We start from the raw sequence: 14,201 nt of genomic DNA, 5'->3' as shown, positions 1-14,201 counted from the left end.
CAAGACACTGAACTGGAGAACACCGGCTGAAGCCCTCAACGACCATCTACTATCGCTTCAATCAGCCGGTGTTGCGACGACCTATTGAACCTGGGTAGTGCACCAGCATGTTCGGCCGTGCATCCCGCTGTGAACACGTCGAACGTGGGGGAAAAGTACACATTTCCAACACCTTTCCTCCATAGGGCCCACGCTCGGAGACAGGAGCGAAGGCTGCACCCGAACCAATGACTCACGACACTAGGGGTGCACCCAACGCACGATGTCCGGCGTGACCGAATCGGTGATGTCGTCGAATTCGGGGTGCTTCTTGAGCACCGTGCCGATCATCGAGCACACGGGAACAATGCGTTTGCCCTCGTCGCGCGCCTCGGTGAGCGCCTCCTCGACCAGGATGGTCGCCAAGCCGCGCCCGCCGTAGGCCGGATCGATTTCGGTGTGGAAGAAGACGCGCTGGTTGTCGCGGTCCGCGAACTCGGCGAGGCCCACCTGCTTGCCTTCCACGGCAATGGTGTACCTGCCCTCCTCGAGGCTGACGGTCGTCTCTGCGCCGGTCTTATCGGTGGCCATCTGCGGTCTCCTCTCTTTGCGATGTCGGTCTGGGACGCAACCGTGTGGTCGGCAGCGGCGGGGCGGGCAACCGGGTGAGCGAACCCCGGTAGCCGTGCACGGCGCCGAAGCGGTCGTCGCCGTCCTCCCACGATTGGCGGTCGCCGACGATGTCGTCGTGGCTTCGTCCAACGAAGTTCCACCACATCACCAGCTCTTCGGTGAACGGGGTGCCGCCGAGCAGCAGCGCCCGCGCCGGCGCATTCCCCGCGTTGCGCAGATGCAGCGAGGACCGGCCGGGCTTCTGATAGGCGAGGTCGGCGGCCGCCAGGGCGATTTCGCCGACCTGGACCTGGCCCGAGTCGCAGAGCACGCCGTGCTCGAACGCCGGATCGACTTGGATGTCCAGCTCGGCACCGGGGTCCAGGTCGAGCTGCGCGCCCAGCAACGGCGTGAACGTGGCCACGGGCGAACGGCTGCCGCCGAGCTCGCCGAGAAAGACACGCGCCGTGGCGCCCGGAAACGACGTCCTGGGGGGCGCGTAGTGCGCGAAGTCGCGGCCCGTATCGCGGTCGGAGTCAGGCAGCGCGATCCACAGCTGCACGCCGTGCAATGTTGCGGGCGACGCGGAGGACACCTCGGAATGGCAGATGCCGGCACCCGCCGTCATCAGGTTCAGTTCGCCGGGGCGGATCGCGGCCCGCACGCCGGCGCTGTCATTGTGCTCCACCTCCCCACCGAACAACCAACTGACCGTTTGTAGTCCGGTGTGCGGATGCGGCGGGACGTCCATTCGCACCGGCGCCGGACCGTAATGGTCGATGAAACACCACGCGCCGATCAGCGAACGCTGCCGCTGCGGAAGCGTTCGCCGCACCCGCATGGCGCGAGGCCCACCCAAAGGGACCTCGCGCGGATGGATCACCTCGGTGGCCACCATCGGGGATGGCCGGCAGTCGATCTCGACCGGTGCGGCGTCAAGGTTGCTCATCGTCCACCCTTCGTCGTCGGGGGCGCGCCGATTCCTCGACCGTACCGGGGCCCCGTTACTTGCGCGGGGGCTGCAGCGCCCTCATCGCGAGCCGGATGACCGGTTCGGGAACGCGGTCCTTGGCCGCCAGTGCGGCGTCGGCGGCGCGGGACCGCAGCGGCGTTCCTCGACCGAACATCCGGTTCAACGGTCCGCCGGACGGCTCGAGCACCACGTGTAACGGCGGGGTGTCCACGGCGGCACCGAGCGCGTTGGCGATGACCATCCGCTGGATCTCGCTGGTGCCCTCGAAGATCGTGTACAACTTGGCGTCCCGGTACCACTTCTCCACCGGGTGATCGGTGATGTAACCCCAGCCGCCCATCGTCTGAATGGCCCGCTTGGTCGCCTTGACGGCCACCTCGCTCGCGGCCACTTTCGACATCGAGCCCTCGCCGCGCTCGAACGGTACGTTGTTGGCCGCCATCCACGAGGCACGCCAGGTGAGCAGCCGCGCTGCGTCGATCTGGGTGGCCAGCTCCGCCAATGGGAAAGCGATGCCCTGGTTGTTGATGATCGGTCCGCCGAAAGCCTCCCGTTCGGTCGCGTAAGCCGTTGCGTACTCGAGGGCGGCGCGGGCGATGCCGATCGCTTGAGCGGCCACCATCGGCCGGGTCTGTTCGAAGGTGCCCAGCGTCGCGGAGCCGGAACGCTTCGCGCCCGCGACCACTTCACGCGCCTTCGCGAGCTTATGCTCGAGCTTCTCCTGCCCCCCGAGTAAATTCTCTCCGGGAACCCGCACCCCCTCGAACAGCAGCTCGGCGGTGTGCGATGCCCGGCAGCCGAGCTTGTCGAGCTTGCGCACCAGTTTCAGCCCGGGCGTCCCGCCGGGGACGACGAACAACGCCTGGCCGCGATGCCCGAGTTCCTCGTCGACCACCGCGTTGACGACGTGCACGTTGGCGATCCCGCCGTTGCCGATCCACATCTTGTGGCCGTCGATGATCCAGTCGTCACCGTCACGACGGGCATGCGTGCGCAAGTTGCGTACGTCGCTGCCGCCCTCGGGCTCGGAGATCGCCAGCGCCGCGAGCTTGAGATCCCCTGGAGTGCCGAAACACTCGGGTGCCCACTGCAACATCTGCTCGGGTGACGCCGCCTGACCGATCGCCGACAACGCCAGCGCCGGCATGACGATAGCCAAACCGATCCCCGCGCAGCCCCAGAACAACTCCTCCATAAACATCGGCAGCGATATTCCGGTCGGATCACCGATCAAGTCCCGGTAGAAGAGGGGGCTGTAGAAGCCGCGCCGAGCCGCCTCCTCAAGCACCGGCCACGGGAATTCTTGTCGCTGGTCGTACTCGAGGGCGACCGGGCGGATCACCGATTCGGCGAACTCGTGCGTGCGACGGGCCAGGTCGTGTTGCGCCACCGTCGGGGTCAGGTCGAACGTCATCGGCGCGCCTTCTTCGTCGACGGACTCAGTGCTTGCCGAGCCCGTCTACCCCGTCGGCACAGCCAGCAAACTAGGCCGCCGAGCGCGGTCCGATCTGCGCGGCCGGGAGGTGCAACACCACGGCGGGCACGGGGATGGTGTCGTGTTCGTGCCGCGTCAGCAGGGCCGCGTTCTCGGGCAGTTGCCGCGAGTTGATCTCGCCCGCGGCGATGCGGCGCAGGACGTCGTGGGCTTGGGCCAGCTGGTCGCGTTTGCGGTACTGACCGCCGGGCAGTTTGACGCCCGCCCAGACGCCGTACTCCTCGCGGTGGGCGATTGCGTGCTCGGCACAACGACGCTGTTGGGCCAGCGGGCAACGGCGCAGGCACTGGATCCGCGCCTCGGTGGCCGACCGCTCGTAAGCGCGGGCCTTCGCCGCGCCGTCGGCGTCATCGTCGTCCGGGTAGCCGAACCAAAGTTCCGGGTTGGTCGCGCAGGGATGTCCCATTGTCGGTCTCCTCGTCTGGCGTGAAACGTAGCCAAAAGCGTATACATATGCGACGGCGCCACGCAAGAGAAACGAGACAAAAACGTATAAACGATGGCGTGACTGTCGAGCTGTGTAGTATCCGGCTATGGCCGGAGCGTGCGGTGAGCCGTGAATCCGCCGGTGCGGCCATCCGCGCCCTCCGCGAGTCACGTGACTGGTCGCTTGCGGAACTCGCCGCCGCGACGGGCGTCAGCATCATGGGACTCAGCTTCCTGGAGCGCGGCGCCCGAAAACCCCACAAAAGCACAGTTCAAAAGGTCGAAAACGGGCTGGGACTCCCCCCGGGCACCTACTCTCGCCTGCTCGTCGCCGCCGATCCCGAGGCCGAGTTGGCGCGGCTGCTCGCCGTCCAGTCACCCGCCGCCCCGCCGGAGAGACGTGCTGGACCCGTCGTCGTCGATCGTCACAGCGACACCGAAGTGCTGGAGGGTTACGCCGAGGCGCAGATCGAGGCCCTCAAATCTGTAATCGATCGGCTTCCCGCGACAACATCAAACGAATATGAGACGTATATTCAGTCCGTGATCACGCAGTGCGTGAAGGCGGAGATGCTCGCGGCCAGCTCATGGCGGGTGGCCGTCAATGCTGGCGGTGACGCGACGGGCCGGCTGATGGGGCACTTGCGTGAGCTCGAGGCAACCCGCCAGACGCTGCTCGAGAGGATGCCCACCAGCTTGAGTGCGCGCTTCGACCGGGCCTGCGCGCAGTCGGCTCTTCCCGAGACGGTCATCGCGGCCCTCGTCGGCGTCGGCCCCGACGACGTTTGGGAGATCCGCAACACCGGGGTCATCCCGACGGGCGCACTCCCTCGCGTGCGCGCCTTCGCCGAGGCGGTCGGGTCACCGAAGACGGCCACCCGGGACGGGGTCGACGGCGAGGGGGCGCGGTAGTGGCAACCGACATCGAGATCTTGAATCGCGCCCACCAGCTCTTCGCCGGAACGGCCATGCCGACCGCGATGGGCGCGGGGACCGAACACGATGGCAGTCCGTTGCGCCGGGCGACCGACCTCGATCCCGTTGCGCCAGCGGGCTATCGGGCCCGCGTCGAAATCGGCCGGCATCGCCTCCTGTTGGCGGCGCGCACGGACGAGGCGGCCGCCGACGTCATCGCCCGTGCCCATCGGGACCGGGCACGGGCCGCTGCTCTCACCAAGGCCGTGCTCGACGAGGCCCGCGCGGATGCCACCGCTCCCCCGTTGTCGCCGCTGGCAGAACGAGAAGCGATGCGCCGTCGCGCGGCCCGGTTGCACGCCCAACGCGCGCACGTACTTGCGGCCCGATCGCAGGCTCGCCGGCACGCCGCGGCGGTGCGGGCGCTGCGTTATTGGATGCACCGGCGCGGCCAGGCCTCGCCGACCGGGCGCGCGGCGATAGCGGTGCGCGCCGCATTGTCCCGGCTGGGACGCCCCTATGTCTGGGGCGCGACGGGGCCCGACCGGTTCGACTGCTCCGGGCTGGTGCAGTGGTCCTATGCGCAGGCCGGAGTGCGCCTGGATCGCACTACCTACCAACAGATCAACGACGGAGTCGTGGTTCCGCGTTCGCAGGTGCAGGCCGGCGATCTCGTCTTCCCGCACGCCGGGCACGTCCAGCTGGCGATCGGCAACAATCTGGTGGTGGAAGCGCCCTATCCGGGCGCCTCCGTGCGGATCAGCCGGCTGGGCGGCGCCGTTGCGATTCGGCGTCCGACATGACGGGCGCGGGGCAGTCCGGGCCCTCGATGGAGGCCCTCCAAACGCGGCAGGCCCGGCTCGCGGACCAACACGAGACGGCCGCCGACGCGGATCGCGCCCTGACCGAGGTCTTGGCGACCGCACACTCCGCCGCGCATGACGCCCTGCGACGGCTCGATGCGATTGCCGAAGAAATCGATCGCGCCGTTTCCCACCAAGCGGACTTATCCATCGATACGCCGTTGGGGGCCAGGGAATTTCAGCGGTTCCTGCTTGCCAAGCAGCGCGATATCCTGGCGGTCGTGGCCGGTGCCCGCGACCTGGGACGCGAGAAGAAGTCCGCACTGGAGAACCTCCGGGCCCAATACGGCGAATAGCCGTCCACAGGGCGATCGCGGTGAATTGTCGGCCCGAACCGAGCTGGGTACTGTCGCGCGGCATGGAGGGGTCGTCACTCATCCCGCAGCCGGCTGCAGCGCGTTCCGCCTAGCCGATGTCGGTCCACGACGAACTACTCGCCGCGGTCGCGTCCATCCGCGACCGCACCGGTGATGCGAACGCGTGGCAGGCGGGTCTCACCCCCGACGAGGTGACGGCCGTCGTCAACCCCGCCACGGGCTCCGAGCGGCTCGAGGCGATTTTGAGCAAGATCCGCGCGCAACACCCGGACCTCTTCGGCGCCGCGGCGGCGGGCGCTCCGCCCACCGGGCCCCCGGCTCCGCCTCCCGCGGACCAGGAGCAGGGCGAAGCGGCGGATGCGATCGCTCGCGCCGAAGCAGCACTCGCACAACAGAATTCGACGAGCTCTCAGCTCGACATGCAGGTGATCACCGCAATTCTCAACGCGCACCTCAAGAGCGTCGAAGGGCGGGAGGCGCTCACTAGGCTGCAGCGAGAAACGGAGGCGGCCGTACGGTCGCGATCCGATCTGGATACCCCGGCCGGAGCGCGCGACTTCCAAAGGTTCCTCATCGGCAAACTCAGGGACATTCGCGCCGTGGTCCTCGACGCGAGTCTCGACGACACATCGAAGTCCGCGCTGATGGCCGCCTGGACGTCGCTCTATGACGTGTCGCGAAGCAAGCTCGAGGGCGGTGAGCAGCCGCGGGTCTCGTCCGACCCCGCCGACCCGCCGCCGCCGGATGACATGGATCCCGGATGGGATCCGTCGCTCGACCCGGTGGTGGCCGGCGATCCGGATCCGCCAACTCGGGATGCGCCCGGCCCGGTGCCGACGTCGGCCGCCCCGCCGCCCGTCCCCGCAGTGCCCGCCGGTTTCGGTTCGGGGCCGCTCCCCGGACTGGGCACTGCCGGCGGCCCCGGTTTGGGATTGCCGCTTCCTGCCCTGCCGGACGGCGCGAGAAGCGATCCGCCGCGACGGAAGTTGGACGACGAGGCCTCGCGGGAGCCCGGCGATCGCGACCCGAGTGACGAGCGTGACGACCCCGGCGCGAACGAGACGCAGGCCGGCGACGCCCCTCCGTCCGGCCCCACCGCCATCACCTTGCCCGACGGAGAGACCGTGACCGCAGCCAATCCGCAGCTGGCCGCGGCGATCAAGGCCGCCGTCGGCGGCGTCCCGATCGCAGATGCGTTCCGCCAGCAGGGAATCACCATTCCGCCTCCCGGCACGGCCGTCACCGACCCGGTTGATCCGCAGCGGTTGGCGCCGGGAGACATCGGCATCTTCGTCGACCGGCACGCCCTCGCGCTCAGCGCGGGTAAGGCCCTCTTGGACGGCCAGATTCAGCACATCGCCACCATGAACGGGCCGAGCTTCTTAGGCTGGGAACATCCGCCGGCGGTGGCCGCCGCCGCAGCGGCGCCGGCCACGCCCGACACACCGGCACCCACCCGGCCGGCGTCCGCGCCGGCCACCGCACAATAGGAAATCCCCGGTCCGTCCGCCGGCAGATGACAGGAGACAGCAGATGGCAGATTCGATTCGCGTGGTGCCCGCGCAGTTGCGTGACGCCGCTGCCCACCACCGGGAGACCTCGGATTACCTGCGCACCGTTCCGTCCTCGCACGCCGCGATCCAGGAGAGCCTGGATTCGCTCGGGCCGATCTTCGGTGAGCTCCGCGAGGCGGGGCGCGAACTGCTGGAACTGCGGCGGGATTGCTACGAGCAGCAGGCCGATGACCACGCCGATGTGGCCGACAAGCTGGTCGCCTCGGCGGCGATCTGGGAGGAGCACGAGCAGGACGCCGCACGGCACTTCCGGGGCATCGTCGACAGCGGTCGATGACCGACGCCAACCCCGCTTTCGACACCGTTCACCCGAGTGGGCACATCCTCGTCCGCTCCTGCCGCGGCGGATACATGCACAGCGTCGCGTTGACCGAGGAGGCGATGGAAACCGATGCCGAGACGTTGGCGCGGGGCATCCTGTTGACCGCGGACGTCTCCTGTCTCAAAGCTCTGCTGGAAGTGCGCGAAGAAATCGTCGCCGCCGGGCACACCCCGTCCGCCGAAGTCCCGACTCCCGGGGATCTCGATACAGCGATCGAGAAGTTGCTGGCCCACAAACTGCGCCGGCGGCCAGACTAGGGCTCGGACCGTTGATCCCGCCAATTCTTGAAGCTATGTACAGCGCCGTCTTACCGGAGCCAAATCTTGGCCGCACCGGGATCGGGGACGATATCGGTAGGTGGCGCTACGGGGTTGGGACCGAACAACTCTCGCGCGCGGGCCAATAACCCGCGCACTTCGTCGAGTTGCTGCTGCAGCGCAGAATCAGCCATGGCCACAACTTACCCATGCCGTGGGAGCCGCACAATTCACTGACTGGCAAGACCCCCCGGTAGTGCCGGTAGGCTTAGCCGGTGGCGATCTTCGGTCGGATAACGGCGCGCCAGCGCCTCCGGAGAGCTACCCGGGAATCACTGTCGATTCCGGCCTTCAGCTCTGCGGTCGATTGCACCCCCTGGGTGACGGGCGGCCTCTGGCCCGTCGAATTGTCGACGGTGGATCCCGAAACCGCGCCTCTTGCAACCTATTTGAGGGATGACCTGGAGCGGATTGCCAGAAGAGCCAACGATGAGGTGAAGGTCATCAGGCGGTCGGGGTTGACGGGCCCATCAAAGGAGGCAGAAGAGGCTCGGGTGATCGACGAGGGCCGCGCACAGGCGGTGCGGCGAGTCGAGTCGACGGTTCGCCAACTCGAAGCCATCAGGGCCCGGGTGGACCTCGGCGGTCGACGGCATATCGAGCTCGGTCACGAAGCGACGCAAGTCATTCCCGCGATCGGGGTCGCTGAGGCCACGGCGGCCGCGCCTCCCACGCCCGCGCCCGAGCGGCGTCGGCGGGTCGCGGAACCCGGCCGCGGTAAGACCGAGCCCACACCGGTGAGCGACCCGCCGCTCGACGCAACCCGGCTGACGCCCGCCGTCACCGATTCACCGCCCGCGGCCCCTGCGCCGCCCGAGGCGGTGGCGGAGCTGCGCCCCGAGGTCACGGATAGTGGTCGCCACCGCGCCGTCGAGCCGGTGGCGGCGGAAGATGAGCCCCCAGCACCGGAGCCCATACCGGACCGGGATTCGGACGTCGACCGCCTCAACCGATTCCTCGAATTCGTCGTGCGACAGGAGCCGCGGCTGAACTGGGCGGTCGGTGAGCGCGCCGACGGCACGACCGTCGTCGCCACCGATCTCGCGCATGGGTGGATACCGCCAGGGATTTCGCTTCCTGCGGGTGTGCGTCTCGTGGAACCCGGCAGACGCGGCGGGAAGGCACCAGAGATGATCGGCGAGACGACCCGGGTCGCGAGGTATGTGCCCGGCGATTCGCTGCGCCGCTCCGCGGGCCCGCCTGCCCTGGAGGCGTCGCTTCAACCGCGGGAGTTGCCCGAGATCGACTGCCTCGGCGGGGCCCTGCGCACGGCCACCCGCCGGCGCGAGGGGTTGCCGCGCATCGCGTACGCGATGGCGAGCACCGTCGCGGCGGGCACCCGGATCGCCGACCAGGAAGTGGACGTCTTGCGGGTGCATCTCGACACCGCCCGCTATCAGTTGCTCGCCCAGTCTCCCCACGCCGATCCCGCGCTTCTGCTCAACTGTTTGCTGTTGGCCGCCACCGAAGCCTTCGTCGTGGGAGACCTCACGTCCGCGAATTATCACCTCCAGTGGTTTCAGACCCTCGAGGCCGCGTCAGCTGCCTGAGCGATGGCTCCGCGCCGATGAATTGACGCTAGTCGAACGGGCCGACGATACTTGTCGTCGTGTCGGGGTCCGGCGGTCGCGAGCAGCTCAGCGACAAAGCCCTCGTCGAATCCGTCCTCCGCGAACTGAGCGAAGCCGCCGACAAGTGGGAAGCACTTGTCGCGCAGGCCGAGGCCGTCACCTACAGCGTCGACCTCGGGGACGTCTACGCCGTCGCCAACGCCGACGGCCGACTGCTAGAACTTGTCCTGCACCCCGGCGTGATGACCGGATACGCCCACGGGGAATTGGCCGACCGGTTGAACCTCGCGATCACCGCCCTGCGTGAGGAAGCCGAAGCCGAGCACAAGGCTATGTACGACGGTCCCCTGCACTGAGCGCGCGCGGCTCTCGTCGCGCGCGGGCGCGCTCATCGACCGGCGCCGGGAGGCCCCGCGAAGGCCTGCGCGATCTCCAGCCAACGCTGAGCATCGGGACCGCGCGCGGCGATGTCGAGCGCACTGAGCGGTCGCCGCTGCGTGACCAGGTAGCAGAAATCTTCGGCGGACCCGGTGACCCGCTGGGCGGCGTCCGGCGGCCCCCAGCTCCACACGTCCCCGCCGGGGCCGCGCAGTTCAATCCGAAACTCCTCGGCCGGCGGTGTCAGATCATTGACGAAGAACGCGTAATCGCGGGTCCGCACCCCCAGATGCGCGATCGAACGCAGACGCTCGGTGGCCGGGCGTTTGACGCCCAGGGCGTCGGCGACGTCCAGCCCATGCGCCCAGGTCTCCATCAACCGCGCCGTCGCCATGGACGCCGCGCTCATCGGCGGCCCGAACCACGGCAGTTTGCGACCGTCCGGCACCGCCAGCAACGCCTCGTGCAGCCGGCTGCGGGTGACCCGCCATTCGGCGAGCAGCTCGGCTGGCGGTAGCGCCGCCGAATCCGCCGCCCCGGCATCGACAAACCCGGCCGGGTCGGCGGCGGCGGCCTGCAGCGCCTCACCGAACCCCGCCTCGTCCGTCACCGCGGTCAAGGCCACCCGGTCGGTCCACAGGAGGTGGCCGATCTGATGGGCGATGGTCCAGCCGGTGGCGGGAGTGGGATCGGCCCATCGGTGCGCGGGAAGCGCCGCGACGAGCGCGTCGAGATCGTCGCTTTCGGCACGCAGATCGGCCACGATGGGCGCGGAACCGGCCATCACCACCTCCGAAAGTCGAGAACCAGAAACGTACTTTAACCAGTGTCTGCCGGCTGACGGCGGCCGATGACGCTGTGCATGGCAAGCCCGACGAGATATAGCAGCGAACCGACCATGAGGAAGACCGGCGCGCGCCCGTCTTCCGGAATCAAGGTCGCGGCGATAGTGATCGCGAAGATGAATGCCACCCAGAAGAGCGCGTCCTGGACCGCGAACACGTGCCCGCGAAGGGCGTCGTCGACGTCCATCTGCATCGCCGAGTCGGCGCACAGCTTGACCATTTGACCGGAGATGCCCAGCAGGAAGCCGGATACCACCATGATCGGAATGAGCAGCGTGGCGGCGGGAAGCTGAATGACCGCGGACACGGCCAACGCGCCGTTCGCGGCCGCGTAACGTCCCCACCGGCGCACCGCCAACGGCGTGAGCACGTTGGCCAGGAATGCCCCCAGCCCCGACACCGCGAAGAACAGCAGCGCGATGCCGAAGCCCCCGGTCGCGGGGGCCGCCATGTGGTGGACCAATAACAGCATGAGCAGCGAGTTGATGCCGACCACCATCCGGTGCGCGGCCAAACCGGAAAGGGTCGCGGCGACGGTCGGTCGCTGGGCCACCGTCCGTGCGCCGTGCAGCCAGCCGGTGATGACCGCGTAAATGACTGGCCCGTGGATCGCGCGCTTGGTGTTGTCGGGTCCTAGGGCGCGCGGGCGGAACCGCCAGGACAGCAGCAGCGCGATGGACACCGGAAGCGCGGTGATGAAGATGACCACCGAGGCTCCCCCGTCGCCAGCGCCGACGATGAACCGCGGGACGAGCATGAAGTTGGCCCCCAGGAAGGCGCCGACCGCGCCCGACGCCGTGGCGACCGAGTTCATCGTCACCACCTGTTCGCGCGGAACCACATGCGGCAGCGACGCCGACAGACCCGACGCGACGAATCGCGCCAACCCGTTGGCGATCAACGCCGCGAACAGCAGCGGCATGTCACCGGCGCGCAGCGCCAGGATGGTGCCGATGACCGCGATGAGGATCAGCCGCCCCACGTTGGCGCCGACGAGCACGAGCCGCCGATCCCAACGATCCATCAGCGCACCGGCGAACGGGCCCAGAAGCGAGTATGGCAAGAAAAGCACCGTAAACGCCCGCGCAATGGACGTGGCGTCCGCGGCTCGGTCCGGGTTGAAGAGCAACGCGCCGGCCAGGCCGGCCTGGAAGAGGCCGTCGCCGAACTGACTCGCCATGCGCACCTGGAGCAATCGCCAGAAGTCCGGCAAACCGCGCACGGACCGCCAGAGGTCCGCGGCTGCGCCCGAGTTCATCCGGGGTTGAATCACAGAACCGACTTCCAGGATTGGGGGTAGGCGCGCTGAGCCCGCGGTCGAGGTCGACGCCGCCCGTCCACAGTACAAATATTCGCGGGCTATGCTCGATTGCCCCGGGGCGACGGCGCGGAGGTGCGATGATGGTGTGGTGCCGCCGCCGGAGGATCCAGAGGACTACGTCGCACCCGCCGCGCAGCGGGTGCGTGCGGGAACGTTGCTGATTGCCAACACCGATTTGCTCGAGCCGACGTTCCGGCGCAGCGTCATCTACATCGTCGAGCACAACGACGGCGGCACGTTGGGTGTCGTGCTCAACCGGGCCAGCGAGACTGCGGTGTACAACGTGCTGCCGCAGTGGGCAAAACTGACGGCCAAGCCGAAGACGATGTTCATCGGGGGGCCGGTCAAGCGCGACGCGGCACTGTGTCTGGCGACGTTGCGGGTCGGCGCGGATCCACAGGAGGTGCCGGGGCTGCGGCATGTTTCCGGGCGGGTGGTCATGGTCGATCTGGACGCCGACCCCGATGCCATCGCGCCGCTGGTCGAGGGAGTGCGCATCTTTGCGGGATACTCCGGCTGGACCATCGGCCAGCTGGAGGGAGAGATCGAGCGCGACGATTGGATCGTGTTGTCCGCGTTGCCTTCTGACGTCTTGGTCGGTCCGAGATCCGACCTCTGGAGTCAGGTGCTGCGCCGCCAGCCGCTACCGCTTTCGATGCTGGCGACCCACCCGATCGACGTCAGCCGGAACTAGGAATCAGCTGCAGACCCGGGTGCAGCCCACGCATTGGCCGCCGCAACTGGGTGGTTCAGCCGCTTCCCGCTGGACCGCGAAGCGCGCGGTCTGATAGGAACCGGCGGCCAAGGTGCCTAACGAGCCGGCCACGCAGACGATCAGCACCACCAGAGCGGTCTTCGGGGACGCGGCCAGCGCCACCACGCCGCCGGCGGCCAGCATCACCGCTGCCGCGAATTGTGCGGGCGCCATCGCACGCAGCGCCAGCTGCGTCCGGTTATGTGAGAGCGACCACGTCCCAAACCCGGCGGAGGCCACCGCTGCACACACACATAGCACGCCCGCAATCAGCATGCGCCCACAATACGAGCCCGCCCACCGCTTCGCTCGGCTGGCTCCGGGGGTTTCGCGTGCCGCCGCTCAGTGCTGGAGAAACGAAAAGTTCGGGAGCGGGGGCAGGCCGGGCACCATCGCCAAAAGGTTGGGCTGCGGCGCCGCCGGCTGGACGGGCACCGGTGCTGCCGCCGGCAGGCTGACCGGGGACGCAGCCGGCACTGGCGCGATCGGTGCCCGCGCCGGAGCCTGCGCGGGGAGTCCGACCGCGGTTGCCGCGGGAGCCTGGGCGGGCGCGGGTGCGGTCACAACGGGTGCGGGAGCGGCACCACCGGGCGCGGTGATCCGGAAGCCGTTGACGATCGCGTCGGTGGCCGGCGCGTCGGCGACGGCGACGGCACGGTCGGTCGTCACCGACATCGACACCAGGTACTTGTCGCGCCCGGATGACGCGATGACGTGGCGGCGCGAGGTGTTGAGCGTCATGTCCCCATCGCGGCACGTACCCTCGATCACCGACGACGGGAAGCCGCCGAAATCCGCCACCGACGCGTTGGTGGTCTGCCATGCCGGCAGCTTCTGGCTGTCGACGAAGCCGTGGGTGATCGCCTCCTTGGGATCGAAATTGCCCACCAGCTTGTACACAACGATCTGCGCGTTCGAACTGTAGATGCTGCTGCCCTGCCGGTCGGCGATCACCGCGAACGCGTCCGGCACGTTGGGGTCTGGCACCTGGGTCCAGCGAGGAGGCACCGGCAGCGTGATGTCGAGCGCATTGAATCCCTGCGGCTTCTGCGCCTCGAGCTTGACGCCCTTCGACTGCAGGAATTCACGAAGCGTCCCGGCGGTCGCCGGGGTGACGGCCGGCGGTCCCGAAGGCCCGGGGGGAGCTGCGGCAGTCCCGGCCGCACCGGGGGCCGTGGCAAGGACGGGCGGGGCGAACGGGTTGGCCGCCGGAGGGGCGGCGAGGAGCCTATTGGGAACTTGCCCGGGAACGGCGGCGACGTTCTGCGGGGCCGGCATGGCGGGGGGTGCGGGCACCGGTGGTGCCGGCATCACGGGGTCGGCCGATGCGGTGGCACCGGCGAGGACCGTGACACCGATTGCGCCAGCGGCGAGACCTCCTGCGAATACCCGTAAAGCGCGGGCGGTCTGAATCATCTCCGTCGGTCCTTCCAGTTGCCGGGGGTACCAGCACCCATGGTTAGAGGCCGACTGTAACCAGTGGTCAAAGGGGGTGAACAGGCCCGAAATCGAGCTGGGATGAACCCCTGATCCGTGCGC

General features: G+C 68.6%; 17 protein-coding genes. 9 read left to right on the top strand and 8 right to left on the bottom strand.

The window, feature by feature from the left end:
• Window positions 1-240: 240 nt before the first annotated feature.
• The 4 genes from SKC42_RS18350 to SKC42_RS18335 all read right to left on the bottom strand — a co-directional run bounded on the left by SKC42_RS18350 (window position 241) and on the right by SKC42_RS18335 (window position 3,465).
• Window positions 241-570 (bottom strand): GNAT family N-acetyltransferase, encoded by a 330-nt coding sequence (locus tag SKC42_RS18350; RefSeq protein WP_330965690.1) that lies wholly within the window; start codon window positions 568-570, stop codon window positions 241-243.
• Window positions 557-1,540: a pirin family protein gene (locus tag SKC42_RS18345; RefSeq protein WP_330965689.1), complete on the bottom strand. Its 984-nt coding sequence runs from the start codon at window positions 1,538-1,540 to the stop codon at window positions 557-559. The genes SKC42_RS18350 and SKC42_RS18345 overlap by 14 nt, the downstream gene beginning before the upstream one ends.
• A 55-nt stretch (window positions 1,541-1,595) precedes the next feature.
• On the bottom strand, window positions 1,596-2,978 hold the full coding sequence (locus SKC42_RS18340; protein WP_330965688.1) for an acyl-CoA dehydrogenase family protein: 1,383 nt from the start codon (window positions 2,976-2,978) through the stop codon (window positions 1,596-1,598).
• 70 nt (window positions 2,979-3,048) lie between these two features.
• Window positions 3,049-3,465 (bottom strand): WhiB family transcriptional regulator, encoded by a 417-nt coding sequence (locus tag SKC42_RS18335; RefSeq protein ID WP_330965687.1) that lies wholly within the window; start codon window positions 3,463-3,465, stop codon window positions 3,049-3,051.
• A gap of 143 nt (window positions 3,466-3,608) precedes the next feature.
• On the opposite strand from SKC42_RS18335, the gene SKC42_RS18330 reads away from it, so the two are divergent.
• From SKC42_RS18330 to SKC42_RS18295, 8 genes are all read left to right on the top strand, one after another.
• Window positions 3,609-4,397 carry a helix-turn-helix domain-containing protein gene (locus tag SKC42_RS18330; protein ID WP_330965707.1) on the top strand — a complete coding sequence of 263 codons (789 nt, stop codon included), beginning with the start codon at window positions 3,609-3,611 and terminating at the stop codon, window positions 4,395-4,397.
• A gap of 56 nt (window positions 4,398-4,453) precedes the next feature.
• Window positions 4,454-5,203 carry a C40 family peptidase gene (locus SKC42_RS18325; RefSeq protein WP_330965706.1) on the top strand — a complete coding sequence of 250 codons (750 nt, stop codon included), beginning with the start codon at window positions 4,454-4,456 and terminating at the stop codon, window positions 5,201-5,203.
• Window positions 5,200-5,559 carry a DUF4226 domain-containing protein gene (locus SKC42_RS18320; RefSeq protein WP_330965686.1) on the top strand — a complete coding sequence of 120 codons (360 nt, stop codon included), beginning with the start codon at window positions 5,200-5,202 and terminating at the stop codon, window positions 5,557-5,559. The genes SKC42_RS18325 and SKC42_RS18320 overlap by 4 nt, the downstream gene beginning before the upstream one ends.
• Window positions 5,560-5,675: 116 nt before the next feature.
• A complete protein-coding gene (locus SKC42_RS18315; protein WP_330965685.1) occupies window positions 5,676-7,070 on the top strand; it encodes a DUF4226 domain-containing protein in 1,395 nt (464 codons plus the stop codon).
• A 43-nt stretch (window positions 7,071-7,113) separates the two neighbouring features.
• Window positions 7,114-7,431 carry an ESX-1 secretion-associated protein gene (locus SKC42_RS18310; RefSeq protein WP_330965684.1) on the top strand — a complete coding sequence of 106 codons (318 nt, stop codon included), beginning with the start codon at window positions 7,114-7,116 and terminating at the stop codon, window positions 7,429-7,431.
• Window positions 7,428-7,733, top strand: a complete 306-nt coding sequence (locus tag SKC42_RS18305) for a DUF2694 family protein (protein ID WP_330965683.1) — start codon at window positions 7,428-7,430, stop codon at window positions 7,731-7,733. The genes SKC42_RS18310 and SKC42_RS18305 overlap by 4 nt, the downstream gene beginning before the upstream one ends.
• Before the next feature lie 554 nt (window positions 7,734-8,287).
• A complete protein-coding gene (locus SKC42_RS18300; RefSeq protein WP_442932184.1) occupies window positions 8,288-9,343 on the top strand; it encodes a DUF5632 domain-containing protein in 1,056 nt (351 codons plus the stop codon).
• 47 nt (window positions 9,344-9,390) lie between these two features.
• Complete coding sequence (locus tag SKC42_RS18295; RefSeq protein ID WP_330965705.1) at window positions 9,391-9,720, top strand: DUF2710 family protein; 330 nt, start codon at window positions 9,391-9,393, stop codon at window positions 9,718-9,720.
• A 32-nt stretch (window positions 9,721-9,752) separates the two neighbouring features.
• Here SKC42_RS18295 and SKC42_RS18290 read toward each other — a convergent pair whose 3' ends face one another.
• Together SKC42_RS18290 and SKC42_RS18285 are read right to left on the bottom strand one after the other, a co-directional pair.
• The gene (locus SKC42_RS18290) at window positions 9,753-10,526 is read right to left on the bottom strand and encodes a TIGR03084 family metal-binding protein (protein ID WP_330965681.1); all 774 of its coding nucleotides are present in this window, start codon (window positions 10,524-10,526) and stop codon (window positions 9,753-9,755) included.
• A 35-nt stretch (window positions 10,527-10,561) separates the two neighbouring features.
• On the bottom strand, window positions 10,562-11,845 hold the full coding sequence (locus tag SKC42_RS18285; RefSeq protein WP_330965680.1) for an MFS transporter: 1,284 nt from the start codon (window positions 11,843-11,845) through the stop codon (window positions 10,562-10,564).
• Window positions 11,846-11,993: 148 nt separating this feature from the next.
• On the opposite strand from SKC42_RS18285, the gene SKC42_RS18280 reads away from it, so the two are divergent.
• A complete protein-coding gene (locus tag SKC42_RS18280; RefSeq protein WP_330965679.1) occupies window positions 11,994-12,602 on the top strand; it encodes a YqgE/AlgH family protein in 609 nt (202 codons plus the stop codon).
• Window positions 12,603-12,605: 3 nt separating this feature from the next.
• Here SKC42_RS18280 and SKC42_RS18275 read toward each other — a convergent pair whose 3' ends face one another.
• Together SKC42_RS18275 and SKC42_RS18270 are read right to left on the bottom strand one after the other, a co-directional pair.
• Window positions 12,606-12,938 (bottom strand): hypothetical protein, encoded by a 333-nt coding sequence (locus SKC42_RS18275; protein WP_330965678.1) that lies wholly within the window; start codon window positions 12,936-12,938, stop codon window positions 12,606-12,608.
• Window positions 12,939-13,004: 66 nt separating this feature from the next.
• Window positions 13,005-14,078 carry an LpqN/LpqT family lipoprotein gene (locus tag SKC42_RS18270; RefSeq protein ID WP_330965677.1) on the bottom strand — a complete coding sequence of 358 codons (1,074 nt, stop codon included), beginning with the start codon at window positions 14,076-14,078 and terminating at the stop codon, window positions 13,005-13,007.
• Window positions 14,079-14,201 lie beyond the last annotated feature (123 nt).

Source organism: Mycobacterium sp. 050134 (genome assembly GCF_036409085.1).
Taxonomy (GTDB): Bacteria; Actinomycetota; Actinomycetes; order Mycobacteriales; family Mycobacteriaceae; genus Mycobacterium.
This window is presented reverse-complemented; position numbering and strand designations above follow the sequence as displayed.